The sequence below is a fragment of the Liquorilactobacillus capillatus DSM 19910 genome (assembly GCF_001434915.1).
Taxonomy (GTDB): domain Bacteria; phylum Bacillota; class Bacilli; order Lactobacillales; family Lactobacillaceae; genus Liquorilactobacillus; species Liquorilactobacillus capillatus.
The window spans coordinates 37,333-51,802 of sequence record NZ_AZEF01000041.1 but is presented as its reverse complement, the minus strand read 5'-3'; the positions used below and the strand labels follow the sequence as shown (position 1 = coordinate 51,802).

General features: G+C 37.0%; 14 protein-coding genes. 1 reads left to right on the top strand and 13 read right to left on the bottom strand.

Annotation, left to right across the window (positions count from 1 at the left end):
• Positions 1-2: 2 nt before the first annotated feature.
• The 12 genes from FC81_RS08825 to mscL form a co-directional block, all read right to left on the bottom strand.
• Positions 3-689, bottom strand: coding sequence for a methionine ABC transporter permease (locus FC81_RS08825; RefSeq protein ID WP_057745879.1), 687 nt, complete (start codon positions 687-689; stop codon positions 3-5).
• Complete coding sequence (locus FC81_RS08820; RefSeq protein ID WP_057745875.1) at positions 682-1,725, bottom strand: methionine ABC transporter ATP-binding protein; 1,044 nt, start codon at positions 1,723-1,725, stop codon at positions 682-684. The genes FC81_RS08825 and FC81_RS08820 overlap by 8 nt, the downstream gene beginning before the upstream one ends.
• Positions 1,726-1,807: 82 nt before the next feature.
• Complete coding sequence (locus tag FC81_RS11290) at positions 1,808-1,945, bottom strand: hypothetical protein (protein ID WP_162254831.1); 138 nt, start codon at positions 1,943-1,945, stop codon at positions 1,808-1,810.
• A gap of 183 nt (positions 1,946-2,128) precedes the next feature.
• Positions 2,129-2,614, bottom strand: coding sequence for a hypothetical protein (locus FC81_RS08815; RefSeq protein ID WP_057745872.1), 486 nt, complete (start codon positions 2,612-2,614; stop codon positions 2,129-2,131).
• A gap of 36 nt (positions 2,615-2,650) precedes the next feature.
• Positions 2,651-4,066 carry a C69 family dipeptidase gene (locus FC81_RS08810; protein WP_057745869.1) on the bottom strand — a complete coding sequence of 472 codons (1,416 nt, stop codon included), beginning with the start codon at positions 4,064-4,066 and terminating at the stop codon, positions 2,651-2,653.
• Positions 4,067-4,202: 136 nt separating this feature from the next.
• Complete coding sequence (locus FC81_RS10935) at positions 4,203-4,415, bottom strand: hypothetical protein (RefSeq protein ID WP_157054773.1); 213 nt, start codon at positions 4,413-4,415, stop codon at positions 4,203-4,205.
• A gap of 194 nt (positions 4,416-4,609) precedes the next feature.
• Positions 4,610-5,254, bottom strand: a complete 645-nt coding sequence (locus tag FC81_RS08805; RefSeq protein WP_057745867.1) for a L,D-transpeptidase — start codon at positions 5,252-5,254, stop codon at positions 4,610-4,612.
• 13 nt (positions 5,255-5,267) lie between these two features.
• Complete coding sequence (locus FC81_RS08800) at positions 5,268-6,815, bottom strand: ABC-F family ATP-binding cassette domain-containing protein (protein WP_057745865.1); 1,548 nt, start codon at positions 6,813-6,815, stop codon at positions 5,268-5,270.
• 161 nt (positions 6,816-6,976) lie between these two features.
• Positions 6,977-7,117: a hypothetical protein gene (locus FC81_RS11050; RefSeq protein WP_164477449.1), complete on the bottom strand. Its 141-nt coding sequence runs from the start codon at positions 7,115-7,117 to the stop codon at positions 6,977-6,979.
• A gap of 91 nt (positions 7,118-7,208) precedes the next feature.
• Positions 7,209-8,117, bottom strand: coding sequence for a helix-turn-helix domain-containing protein (locus FC81_RS08795; RefSeq protein WP_057745862.1), 909 nt, complete (start codon positions 8,115-8,117; stop codon positions 7,209-7,211).
• Positions 8,118-8,521: 404 nt separating this feature from the next.
• Positions 8,522-9,760 (bottom strand): glycosyltransferase, encoded by a 1,239-nt coding sequence (locus tag FC81_RS08790; RefSeq protein WP_057745860.1) that lies wholly within the window; start codon positions 9,758-9,760, stop codon positions 8,522-8,524.
• 446 nt (positions 9,761-10,206) lie between these two features.
• Positions 10,207-10,581 carry a large-conductance mechanosensitive channel protein MscL gene (gene mscL / locus FC81_RS08785; protein ID WP_057745857.1) on the bottom strand — a complete coding sequence of 125 codons (375 nt, stop codon included), beginning with the start codon at positions 10,579-10,581 and terminating at the stop codon, positions 10,207-10,209.
• Positions 10,582-10,754: 173 nt separating this feature from the next.
• Between mscL and FC81_RS08780 the strand changes: the two genes are divergently transcribed.
• Entirely contained in the window at positions 10,755-13,403 is a 2,649-nt protein-coding gene (locus FC81_RS08780; protein ID WP_057745854.1) for a calcium-translocating P-type ATPase, PMCA-type, read from the top strand.
• 164 nt (positions 13,404-13,567) lie between these two features.
• On the opposite strand, the gene FC81_RS08775 is transcribed toward FC81_RS08780, so the two are convergent.
• A complete protein-coding gene (locus tag FC81_RS08775; RefSeq protein ID WP_057745851.1) occupies positions 13,568-14,440 on the bottom strand; it encodes a diacylglycerol/lipid kinase family protein in 873 nt (290 codons plus the stop codon).
• Positions 14,441-14,470: the final 30 nt, after the last annotated feature.

The following is a 14,470-nucleotide window of genomic DNA, read 5'->3' as shown; positions in this document are numbered from 1 at the left end:
TGTTAACGTTTATCTAAACGACGTACCATCAGGTCTCCTAAGAATTGAAAAATAAAAACGATGATTACAATTATAATAGTTGCGGTAAAAGTAATCGCATTATTATAAGCTTGAAATCCATCAGTATATGCTAACTGACCTAATCCACCCGCTCCAATTGCCCCAGCCATTGCAGTATATCCAATTAAAGAAATTGCAGTTACTGTAATTCCAGAAGTTAAGGCCGGCATACTCTCTGGGATCAAGACTTTATAGATAAGCTGCCACTTATCTGCCCCCATCGACTCTGCAGCTTCAATAACTCCTCCATCCACTTCATGAAAGGCTAATTCAACTAGTCGTGCATAGAACGGAGCAGCTGAAAAGACTAGTGAAGGTAGTGCAGCTTTAGGTCCAATCTGTGTTCCTACCAATGTTTGTGTAACTGGTAAAAGTAAGACGATTAAAATAATAAAGGGGATAGAGCGAAAAACATTTACAAAAAGTGCAACTAATGCATTTAAACCACGAACGACAATATTATGGCTTCCAGTCGTCTCATATAAAAGCAACCCTAGCAGTAGACCAAAAACCGTAACTAAAATAACTGAAATAACGGTGATCCATAATGTCTCCCATGTCGCGCTCCACATATTATTCCAGTCAACACTGCTAAAATTAAAGTACGTGCTCAAACCTTGATTATTCATGTTTATACACCTCTGTTTCAACTCTCATAGTATTAAGGAATTCTAATGCAGCTTTGATATCTTTCTCGTTTCCTATGAGTTGGACAAAGAGACTGCCGATCGAACCAGTTGCATTTTGCAGCTGATGGACTGAACCTTGTAAAATACTCAACTGTAAATCAGGGAATTGATGCAGCATCTCTGACACGATCGGCATCTTTACTTGATCCCCATGGAATTTTAATTGCAGCAGCTGGCCCTCCGGATATTTTTGTAAAAGCTCACTGATAACATGTTTAACATCCTCAGCTGGTGCAGTATCTGTTTCAACATTTACGAATTTTCTTGTCAACTCTTGTTCTGGCTGTGTGAAGACTTTAGCAACCGTTCCTTCTTCAATCACGCGTCCTTTTTCCATAATTGCAACTCTATCAGCCAACCGCCGAATAACATGCATCTCATGTGTTATAATCACAATCGTTAATTTTAATTTTTGTTTGATATTGGCTAGAAGTGTTAAGACTTCATCTGTTGTTTGTGGGTCTAACGCACTTGTTGCTTCATCCGAGATTAATATTGCTGGATCATTCGCTAATGCTCGTGCAATTCCCACACGCTGTTTCTGTCCACCAGAGAGCTGAGCAGGGTATGCATCGATTCGATCTTCCAAGCCGACTAACTCAGCTAGATGTTTGGCCTTCTTAATTCGTTCACTCTTAGTCATTTTCCCTAACTCTAGCGGGAACATTATATTTTCTAAAACTGTCCGTGACCATAATAAGTTAAAGTGTTGAAAAATCATTCCAATTTTTTGGCGTTGCTGGCGAAGTTCTTTTTTAGACAACTTATCATTTCTTTTACCATTAATAATCAATTCACCACTGGTTGGTATTTCTAGGCCATTCATCATCCTAACCAATGTACTTTTACCTGCCCCAGAAAAGCCGATAATACCAAAAACTTCATTTTCCTTGATCTTTAAAGAAACATCTTGGACGGCTGTAAGTTCTGCCGACTTTGTCTGGTATACCTTTGAGACATTTTTAAACTCAATCATATAATCCCCACCTTATAAAAATAAAAAAGACCCTCATCCAAATCTAAGGACGAGAGTCTCGCGGTACCACCTTGTTTTACTGTTAGTTTGTACTAACAGCCTCAACAGCTATCTTTAATAGCATATGGTTTATACCGTAAACCCACGGATCATCAGCCTCTTCAACCAATAATCGAACTCCAAGTTCATCTTCATTTTTCATCCCTATCCCTTTTTCCACCTAACGAGGGTCTCTGTAGTAAGTCAGAAAAACTACTCTTCTCTTCAACGTTCATTAAACTATATTTAATTAAGTTATCATTTATTCTAATTTTATTTTTATAATTTGTCAACTGCTTATCTTAATTCTAACCATTTTTCTGTTTAAAGTACTTCATAACAGTGCTCCGCACATTTAAAACACTTATTCTTCAGACTCCGCCGTTTTACTTTGAGCTGCTTTGTTTTTAACTAACAACTCTAGTTGGGTATTAATTCCAGCTACCAGTTCTTGGTTAACCTTTTCAGGTGTTGCAAGGTAGTCTGCAACAGTCCCAAAAGAATCGATCCTTAAGCCTGAAGCATTTACATCCTCAGCTTCAACGATCAAATTGATGATGACAGCCGTTTCTTCCTGATTTTCAAAAAAATTATCAACCTTATTACTGTTAGCAAACGGCAAATTGATAATCCCACTCTCCAAAGAAACCATAACTGGTTCTCCTTCACAAAGAAAAGACTGCTTAACTTGCCCCAATGTATTTTGCTCCAACAGCTCTTGAAATTGTTGAAATAATTGTTGGAGATTTCTAATTTCAACTCTTTTTGGGATTTCTGTAGTTTGTAAAGTCACTGTTTGAAACTGGTCATTTTCAATCTTATCTACAAAATCCTCAACCTTGATCTTCATCACACCAACTCCAGAAATAGCTTATTTTTTTGCATACTAAAGATTCTTATCCATATTAAAAGTTAGTTTTGATAATGTCAAACCTTTTGTTACAAAATGTCCGATCATTTCCATTGTCTTAACCTGCATCGCTTTAGAAATCTGGTAATTCTGCTGTGTCAAGAAGTTAGTTGCATCTACTTTCTTTTCACCTGCCAGTTGTTTCTCTCCTTTAGCTAGCAAGCGTAACTGCAATTCGCGACAATCCTTAAGATAATCTAAATCCTCTTGGATAAATTCAGCATGATGCGCTTCAACCAGCATTGAGAGTGTCCGATACATCCAATATGCACTTTGAATATCATACTCTAACGGGGTCTCACTCCAGCTAGGATCAGTATCATGTGCATTAGTGTAGAATGGAACATATGGCGTAAATGAAGGTATTCCAAAACAAACCCACATCAACGCTGCACATTCAGGCTCAACATTGTTTCTAATCTGTAAAACATGTGAATTCTGTGTCCGGTTAAGTGCGATTGGTCTAAACTTTAACTTGTCAACTGCACTCCCATGACCTAACGGATCATACTGAGTTTCATTATAATGTGAGCTCAAAATGTATTCTAAGTCGGTAACGGTAATTAAACGTTCCGCGTGGCAAATAAACGGTAATTCACTTGACATAGGATCTTGTTGTATCCCCGGATTTAGATACCGTTGACCAAACCAAACTCGGGGGGTGTTATAGTGGCGGTCCTTTTCAGTATCAGTTCCAAAGATGTGTCTGAAGTTCCAACCTTCCTTGTCTGGGTTCAGATGATGTTCACTGACAAACTCTTCAATCCCTTCTGACCATAAATAATTGGTACTGTCATTAAAATCTATTTGTTGCTGAGCAACTTGATTAGCTGCAACAGCATAGGCATCATCTGGAATGCGGGTTGCCGCCCAATGGTGTCCTGTAACAATTTCCATATACCAAACTTCATTTTTATCAGAAAAGAGAACTCCATTGCCTTCAGGTGACCCATACTTAGCAATTAGTTCCCCTAAATACTGCACCCCGCCACGAGCAGATTCAATATATGGCGCAACCATTGTCTGTAACGCATCTTCCGCAAGTCCATTTGTAACCCACGGATCATATGCTAGCGCTCTTTCATTGCCATAAACACTCTCAGTTGCTGAAAGTGCAACATTCTTTTCATTAATTGAGCTTTCATCAAAAACGCCAAGATGCTCTGCATCAGCATTAGGTGTTGCCGTGTAGCGGAAAGCCTTAACAGGCAACTCTGCCGTAAAACCGTTTTGATTAGACACTAACTTTCCCTCTTGTGCATCGTTAGCTGGTCTCATTACAAAACGTTGCGGTGTCAATGGTAAAAATGTATCATCATTACGGGCGATCATTGTTGAGCCATCAATTGTTGCTTTTTTCCCGACCAAAATCGTTGTACATGCTTTTTCCATCCTATTTCCTCCAACTTATAACTAAATATTTAGTCTTTTCTATTAACTAATACTGCATACAAACTATTCTAGTACACTATCTAACTTCTAGCATCTCTTTTCTACTTTCGTTTACTTCAAATCTCAGTTATACTGCCTAATTACTTAATGGTAATTTAAGATAAGAATCTTTGCCAAGATATATCGTTTGACTAGCAATGTTTGCTTCTATTTTTTGCGAGCTCCATTCGCCTTCGTGATTCGAGTGTACTGCATACATTGGAAAATTACTTGAGGAGACTAGTAAGACTAACCATGAACCTTTTTTCAACCGCCAAACAATTGTTCCTAATGAGATTTTTAAGCTCACCCGTGTGTTTGGTTCCTAAACTTACAAAGATTTTACATTAATGTAAGCACTGTTTATTGTACTAAATTTATTTTTTTAGGACTATCTTAAAAAGGTGCTGAAAATCGTTATCGATTTTCAGCACCTTTTTATCGAGAGAACTTATTAGCTATTTTTTCGGTAATTATTGTCCCAGTTTTTTCAGAAAGAATATTTTAGCGAATAACTACTTTAGTTCCTGCCGGAACATGCTCGACCATCCATTTCGCATCAGCTACAGATAAGCGGATGTTCCCATGAGTATTAACATCCATATCTTTTTTGCCTAACTTAACTGCTTCGTCATGGCGATACTTTTTATTTTCGTCCGTTGGAACCGAATGAAACAACCGTTTTCCTTCGCCCTTCCACGAGAGCCAGTACTTTGCTCCCTCACCGCTAATAGGATTATAGAAAAACTTTCCCCGTTGCGGTTGAATACGGAACGTCCCCTTTGGTAAGGGTTTGATATCCTTATTATATTTATTTGCAGTACTAATTGATGCATACATTGTGTAAATTGTTTTTTTATTAGACTTAAGGTATACACGCTGCTGTTTAGGCGAAACTTCGATCCAAAAATGACTTACTACGTCTGCACGCGGATAATCGATTTTTTCAGATGACTTACGCCAACTAATCGGCCGACGCATGTTTACATTCTTTATGCCCTGTTTTTTTAACGCAGCCTTCTTCTTAGCTGCCTTTTCTAATTTAATACTATTTTTTTCCTCAGCTTGTTTGACATGAACAATACTCCAAGCTGCAAAGCCAACAAGTACAATCGCGACCAGCCATGCTAGAATTTTTTTCTTACCCACTTTAGATACCTCTCTACTTTTTACTTAATCTAATACTCTCAACATCAAAGACTTTATCAATCCAACCGTCATAAAAGGACTCTTCATGTGTAACCAGTAAAACATTCCCTGGAAAGGCTATAAGAGCATCTTTCAAAGCTGCTTTAGTCTCATCATCTAAATGGTTCGTCGGCTCATCCATAATTAAAAAATTACTTGGTTTAAGTTCTAGGATGCAGATCTTTACTTTGGTTTGTTCTCCACCACTTAACAATTTGATTGGCTTCATTGCATTAGCCGCGTTAAGTCCTGCACGCGCTAATCGTTGCCGAATAGTTTTAGGTTCCAGTTTAGGATACAAATCTTGTACGAGTTGCAGTGGAGTACTCATATTGTTATCCCATTCCAAATCCTGTGTAAAATAGTTAACCTTCGTTGCTTCAACGAATTTAGCTGTCCCACCAAAGGTAGGAATCAAACCTAAAATCGACTTAATTAGGGTCGATTTTCCGACACCATTAAAGCCTTTTAAAACAACTTTTTCACCGTGGCTCATTGAAAAAGTTACCGGTGCTAATAATGGTGACTTGTAGCCAACGGAAAGATCTTCAACGGTTAACGTTGCGGCTGACATTAACTCAATATAAGGAAAATTAAAGTGTGCCTGTTGTGCATCACTAGGCGGGTCGATGCGCTCCATCTTATCCAGTCTCTTTTGCCTTGATTTGGCCATCGTCGAACGTGTTCCAGCCTTATTTTTCCGAATATACGCTTCATCTTTTTCAATTTGTTGTCGCTGCTTTTCATAAGCTTTCAGCTGAACTTCCTTTTTCACTTCTTTTTGCTTGATCGCCGATTTAAAACTACCTGTATATTTAGTAATCTTCCCGAATGCAACATCAATTATTGTGTTGGTAATTCGTTCTAGAAAATCAAAATCATGCGAGACTACCATAAAGCAACCACTGAAACTATTCAAATAATTAATCAACCATTCAATATGCTCAGTATCTAAATAATTTGTTGGTTCATCCAAAAGTAAAACATCTGGTTTTTCCAAGAGAAGTTTAGCCAAAATAATCTTAGACCGTTGACCGCCACTGCACTGGCTTACTTTATGGTCCTTTCCGATCGCATCTAAGCCTAATCCGGCCATGACCTGCTCAATATGTGTTTGAATTTCATAGAAATCATTAGCTTCCAGCTGTTCCTGGTATCGTCCAGCCTTTTCCATTAATTTTTCATCCATTGTTTCAGCATAGTCTTCATAGCATTTAGTCTGTGCTGCACTAATCCGATACAATTCAGCAAATGCTGTTTTTAAGAATTCAAAAACTGTCAAATCATGTGCACCTTGGGCATATTGGTCTAAATAACCTATCTTACATCCATTCTGCCACTTGATTTGTCCATCATCTGGTAATTGCTGACCAGTAATAATCTTAATCAAAGTACTTTTACCGGCACCATTTTGACCGATAATACCCATATGATCTTCTTTATTTAATCTAAAACTTGCGTCTTGATACAATTGCTTATCTGCAAATGTATGTGAAAGACCATTAACTTCTAAAATACTCATCTTTTCTCCATCCTCTTACCGATTGATTATATCATATCCTGTCTAAATAAATTTCTTCTTACATAGTCCTCAATTAATAATATATTCCATTAAAAAAGACCACCACAAAACGCTGGGGACGTTTCATGCCGGCCAATGCAACTAGAATAGCTTGCACCGATTTATTTAGCTGCTTTTTCTAGTTCTTCACGGCTCTTCAAGAAAGCTAAAACAGCTTGATGTTGAGCACGACGTTTTTTAATATTTTTTTGGTTTACAGGGCGACGATCATTGGCAACCCCAACATGAGTATTTTGTGACATTACTGCTCCTCCTTTCGTCATCCACATATTTCTTTATTTTATACTGTAACTGCAAATTTTTCAAGCTTTATCCGCTAGTTAACAAACTTGCTTAAGCTTTACGCCGGCGCCGAGTCTCTTTTTTTTGTAACTGTGTACTCAATAACTCTTGTAAAATCTCAACGTGTTCATGATACAAATCATCCAGTCCAAGTTTTTGATATAATGAAAAAGTTTCTGAAATTATTTTAATCCCTTGTTCGTAATCTCCATCGTATATTGTCTTTAACCCCTTGAAGAAACGCTTGCTGCTCCGTGCATAGATATTATTATGACCTACGTTCAGCTTCGTCAACAGGTTATAGTAATAAGCTGTGTGTTCTTTTTTATTAGCCTTCATGAATAGTAAAATAGCTCCACATAAAGTTTTAATTTTCAAATCTTCTAATATTTGATCTTGTTCGCCATTTGCTTCTAACCATTCATGATTCTGCAATAACTTTTCTGCTGATGTACTATCAAACATAAAAATTGCATCAGATAGTAAACCATATTCATAGTGACCCCAATGTTTGCTTCGCAGAAGGTAGTGTGTAATTTCCTTTCGCTCTGCTAGGACACTTTCGTTGTTATGACCTAATTTTTTCTTCATAGCTGTAGCTACTAATTTTAAATTATAAAAACGTAATAATTGTGTTTCTTCATAACCGCGCTCCAACTTTTTCTCCAGTGTTCTAACTTCAGTGAAGTTACCATCATGAAATGATTGCAGTAAGTCATTCCGATATTCATTATAATGGAAACGCGATTGTTGCTGCATAACTTGTCTGAATAGTAGGTCAAATTCACTTGACTCCACGTTCAAGCGATCAAGTATATGCAAAAACGTATCTGCTGTCGTTTCGACCAGTCCGCTCTCATACTTGTAGTACATTGAACGTGATAATAAGTTATCATAGACCGTTTTAGCCTTTATTCCCTTAGCTGTACGAATATTCTTTACCAATTCCCCAGTTTTCATCCCGTAAACTCCTTTGCTTATTAACTGCACACGTGTTTATTAAATAACAGTTTGTTCATCAATATACCCATCTACTTACAGTACGTCTCCTTAAAAAGACTTCAATTGGTACTTTAGCTATTTCTGACAGCTATCTATGTAACAAGCAACAGATGCTTAATGATTCTTTTAAATGTATTTATTTTATTTAAATTGAGTAGAGTCAAGAAACTCTTTATTTTAAATAGTACCATTTTTATTAAAGTAATCATAGCAGGTCATGTCTCCAAAAATAACCATTTAATCAAAAAATCTTCTTTTAGGTTCCATACTTAATACTATCGGACACTCTTAGATTAATTTAACCAGTTAAATCTATTCGTATAAAAAGATAGAAATTATTCTAGCCACCCTTAATTTCCAAACTAATGTCTCTTACTAATCGTTCTTAACCACTCACTAAATTTAGAAGCCTGCAACAAATTATTTAAAATGGGTAACCGTCTTAAATGCCGATAAACCTTCAGATACCATGGAGCATAGGCCACACCTAAAGTTTTCTCTAATCGTTCTTTAGTTTTTTTCTCAACATTTTCCAAGCCTCCAACTGAAACCATCCCTTCTCCTGAAAAAATAGCTGTTTTTTGCAGCATCTTTTCAGTATACGCAGACTTCATTTCATTTAAAAGTTTTATGCTGGTCATCAATTCTTCTTCCTGGATATTTTCAGTAACTGCGGCAATAATTTTCGCGGCATCAGTACTGATGTCTTTTTTAGATAGCCAACTTACCAACGGAAATTTTTTAAAGTTTTCATATACTACCTGATCGTCTCCAACATATGCAATAACACGATGACCTTGTGCAACAGATTCTGCAATTGTATAACCCAAAGTCTCCACATGAGCTGTCGAAAGCGCAATATAATCATCTGGTAAGCCCTTGTTAATAAAGATAGAAGACCCTAGATGGGCTTGCCTTATCATTTGTCTATAGCATTGTTCATCCGGCCCATATCCCTTTATATATAATTTAATATCATTTCTTTTTAGTTTCTTAATAAGATATGTTACTAAACTAATTGCATAGCTGATGTCTTTCGCCTTTTCGTCAAAGCGTGCATAGACAACAAGGTTGCTTGTTTTATTTCTATTAATATTCTTAAAAGAGGTCAACTTTAAATGGGCTAAACTAACTGTTTGAACATATATGCGATCAAAATGGTATTTCTGCGCAAAGGTTTTTTTTATAGATGGTGTCGCTACCCGCAAGCATGTAAAATAGTCAAGCTTAATATTAGCGAAATCTTTTTTTAAAAGTTGCAGTGGAGTATGGACTTCTCCTATAATGAGCGCTTTCAAATTATATTTTCGTATTACTGCCGCTAGCGGAAAAAGATCTTCACGTGTAATAAAAAAATACTCTTTTTCTACTGCTTTTTTTTCAGTTAACTGATATAGTTCAGCCACTTTTTTTATCTGAACATTTTTAGTAACCTGTTCTTCCTTATGTAATCTACGTAAATCGAGAATATCAAAATCAACATAATTATAATATGTTGTAGAATAATGATGTTTGCTAAACTCTGTCATCAAATTTAAATTGCTGCGTGTCGTTCCACCTTGTGCAAATATGTTGTAACCAACAATATTTATTTTAACCATAATTTGAACCTTTCTAACTTGTTAAAAAGTCATATTTCTTACCCATCAGTAAAAAAGTCTATAGCGGTAATTTTAACACATAATTAGGCCTCTAACTGCTATTTGTCATATTTTTAACTTTAATAAGTTTGCTTTTTATACCCGATTTTTTTATATTCTAATTATATCTATAACTTTAAATTACTTCTAGTATTTTTAATCTTTTTAGCCACGGTATACTAATGTCAGCTCAACACAATAATTACCTAACTAAAAAAACCAAACTTAAATTTCACTTTTAGTTTGGTTTCTTTGTTATTCCAGATATATTTTGATATTTATTCGAAAAATATGTAGCCGGTTCACTTATGCTCGTTCGCCTTTTCTTCATATATAAAACGAACATCCTTAGTTAATAAGCGTTTAATAACTCGCTTTTTCACTCATAATTTTACTCTATCATTCGTCTACTTTTTTTGATTTTGTAATAAATCACGAATTTCTTCCAGTAATTGAACTTCTGGTGCGATAACAGGTGTATCTTCTTTCTTTTTGCGAATTAAAAACTTGTTCACGGCTTTTACTAGAAGAAAAACAATAAATGCTATAATCAAAAAATTAATGACTGCATTAATAAAGCTACCAAACTTAAAGGTCGCACTACCTACTTTGAAAACCCAATCGGAAAAATTAATTCCCCCGATAAAAAGACCGATCAATGGGTTAATAAGATAATCTACCAAAGACTTAACGATTGAGGTAAATGCGCCCCCAATAATAACCCCTACTGCTAAGTCAATCACATTACCACGCGAAATAAACTCTTTGAATTCTTTAATCACCGTATTTTCCTCCCTATGTAGTTACTCTATCTCAACTTAACAATAACTATCCATTTTTTCAACCTTTAATACTTTTTAGTTTAATTTAGGAAGAGAAAAAGCGAGTATAAAACTTTCCTAACTTACCTTTCCTATGCTACATTTAAGGAAAGAAAAAGGAAGGATTATCCAACATGACACAAAATTATTATCAGCTATCTTCTAATAAAGTTTTGTCCGCCTTAAATACTACGGAACAGGGCCTTAAAAGTGAAGAAATACAAAATAGACTGACAAAATACGGCCATAATGTTCTGACTGAGCAGAAACAGACAACTCTGTTACAAAAATTCATCAGCCAGTTTAAGGATTTAATGATCATTATCTTGATGATCGCTGCCGTTATTGCTTTTTTTGCCGGTGATGCCTCTGATGCTGTGATTATTTTCTTAGTTGTCGTATTGAACGCGGCTTTTGGTGTCTTTCAAGAAGCCAAAGCTGAGAATGCCATTAATGCTTTAAGAGAGATGACCACTCCTTCATCACGGGTTCGAAGAAATGGTCAGATTCAAACCATCAAGAGTTCTGACATCGTCCCTGGCGATATCGTCTTACTTGAAGCAGGTGATATTATTCCAGCCGATTTACGTTTTATTAAAGCAAATTCCTTGAAAGTTGAAGAAGCCGCACTGACCGGTGAATCAGTTCCTGTTGATAAAAACAATGTAACGTTGGAAGCTGAAAAGCTACCGTTGGGCGATCGGTACAACCTTGGTTATATGAATACTAACGTTACCTATGGAACTGCTGAAGGTGTCGTGACAGCGACCGGCATGTATACCGAGGTCGGACATATCGCCAATATGCTGAATAGTGTTGATAAGTCCATTACGCCGCTTCAAAAAAGCATCATTAATTTAAGTAAGATTCTGAGTGTCCTTGTTTTGGTCATAGCTGCACTAGTATTTGTTATCGGTATTGTGGCTGATCGTGCTTCTATCCTCGAAATGTTGTTAACTTCGATTTCATTAGCTGTTGCCGCAATTCCTGAAGGTCTGCCAGCAATTGTTACTATCACGCTTGCGTTAGGGACCCAAGCAATGGCAAAACGCAATGCATTGATTCGAAAGTTGCCCGCAGTTGAAACGTTGGGGACAACTGAAATAATTGCTTCTGATAAGACTGGGACGTTAACCCAAAATAAAATGACTGTTGAAAAACTTTATCATGACAATCAGCTGCAAGACGCGCATACTGTTGACTTTAAACTTAGTAATCGACTAGCACAGATAATGATCCTTGCTAACGACAGTCAAGAATCTGACCGAGGTCTTGTAGGTGATCCAACTGAGACTGCTCTTATTCAATATTATTTAGATCATAAGCAGCCGGTCAATGATGTTACCACGGATTTTCCGCGTGTTACTTCATTACCTTTTGATTCTGACCGTAAATTAATGTCAGTCGTTGTTTCCAATAAGGAACAGCAACTGATTATGACTAAAGGCGCGGTGGATGAATTGCTTAAGCGGGTTACCAAGATTGAAGAAAACGGTAAGATTCGACCTTTAACCTCAAAAGACAGTGATCAAATCTTAGATACTAACCGGCAGCTTGCGCAACAAGCTCTACGCGTTTTAGCATTTGCCTATGCACCTACACAAAATATCGATGCTACTGCAAACTATACCTCTGAGGATCTCGAAAATAACCTAATTTTTGTGGGCATGATTGGGATGATTGACCCTGAAAGACCCGAGGCTAAGGCAGCTGTCGCTGAAGCCCGTAGAGCCGGGATTCGTCCCATCATGATTACTGGCGATCATAAGGATACTGCAACTGCGATCGCCCAGCGGTTACAGATTATTGATGAAGGTGATAATGGTGTTATTACCGGTAGCGAGCTTGATCATCTTTCAACCGAACAGCTGGATGCAACTGTTGAGCAATATTCTGTTTATGCTCGTGTCGCCCCTGAACATAAGGTGCGTATCGTCAAAGCTTGGCAGAAAAAAGGTAAAATCGTTGCTATGACTGGTGATGGAGTTAATGATGCTCCTGCATTAAAAACTGCCGACATTGGGGTCGGCATGGGAATTACCGGTACAGAGGTTTCAAAAAATGCTAGTGATATCGTTCTTGCTGATGATAACTTTGCAACTATCATCGTTGCTGTTAAAGAAGGCCGCAAAGTTTTTGCCAACATTCAAAAGGCTATTCAATATCTCCTATCAGCTAACTTAGGGGAAGTCCTTACCCTCTTCTTTATGACAATGCTTGGTTGGGATATTTTTGCACCGGCTCAAATCCTTTGGATCAACCTGGTAACAGATACTTTTCCAGCGATTGCACTTGGAATTGAGAAAGCCGAAGCTAATATGATGGAAAATGAGCCGCGTGGAAATAAATCTAGTTTCTTTGGTGATGGTGTAATGTCAAGTATCTTCTATCAAGGTTTACTTGAAGGTGGTTTGACTCTGGGGGTCTATCAATTAGCCTTAACCTTCCCATTCCATCATTCTTACGAGCTGATCCATGCTGATGCATTAACCATGGCTTTTGCAACGTTAGGTTTGATTCAGTTATTCCACGCCTTTAACTCTAAGTCGATCCATGGTTCTATTTTCAGAAAAGATCTATTTAACAACAAGATGTTTAACTGGTCCATTTTAATCTCTGGTGTCCTGTTATTTGCTACTATCTTTGTTCCAGCATTTAACGATACTTTCAAAGTTACACCACTCGCACCACAACAATGGTTAGTTGTTTTCATTGGCGGATTCCTAATGTTAGTCATTGTTGAAATTATTAAGTTCTTCCAACGGATGCTGATCAAGAATTAAATTACCTTCACTGCTTTGCAGTATTAACTAGCTGTTATTATAAAGTTACTGCACAGAAAGAATTAAGCTCTAATAGACCGGGGTTTAAATCAAAAGTTGCCTTTTGATTTAAACCCCGGTCTATTTATATTATTACCCTGTAGTTATTTTTACCATATATAATCTTACATAAAAACTGAGACAAAGTTAGGTAACCACTCTATTTTCACGGGTAAAGCAGGACCAGGATCACCATCTATCCTTGTTCCAGCGGCTTTGCCATCGGTTGTTTTAATAATAAGTTTCTTGATATCAAATGATGTTAACGTCGTTGACTTGCGCAAATTACCTGTAAAGGCAAAATAACTGTAATTCAACAACTTATTAACTTTCATATTATTTAACATAGTCACATGCAAGCCATTATTTTTTGCCCCTAAGTAACGCCGCCCACCAATAAAGTCCGTCGTTGTTATTAAACAGAACCAAACCTTGGCTGGCATTGAAAAAACATCATTATAAAATTCTGTTTTATATGAACTATTTCGGTGTAGGTTTTTAAGAGCTTTCAATCCATAAACCGCTAAACCATACTTTTGTTTTTCGCTCTGTCGTACATCATTTGAAATATTAGCCAAGCTTCCGAAAGTCAATGAACTGACAACGGCCTGCCCATTACATTTACCGATACTTACCGGCTGTAAATCAGCTTTTATAATTTTGGCAAAGGCTTGATCCTTGTCTAACGGAATTTTCCATTTCTGAGCAAAATTGTTAACCGTTCCGTTAGGAATAAGACCAAGTGGAACGCTTTTCTTGGCTCGAATAAAAGCAGTCAGAGCAGCATTTAAAGTTCCATCTCCACCAATACAAATCACAGCTTGGGCTTGCGAAAGATTAGCAATTAACTGCTTGATAGCCTCTTCTTGTCCCTCTGCTGCTAACTGAACAACTTGTTTTCCTCGCAGTTGCAATTTATTTTCAAGATCTTCAGCAACTTTTTGCGCTGTTCCCTCTCCGGCTTGTGAATTAAAAAAAAGTAGGTATTTTTGCTGCATTATCTTTTCCTCTTTTCTACTATATAGGCT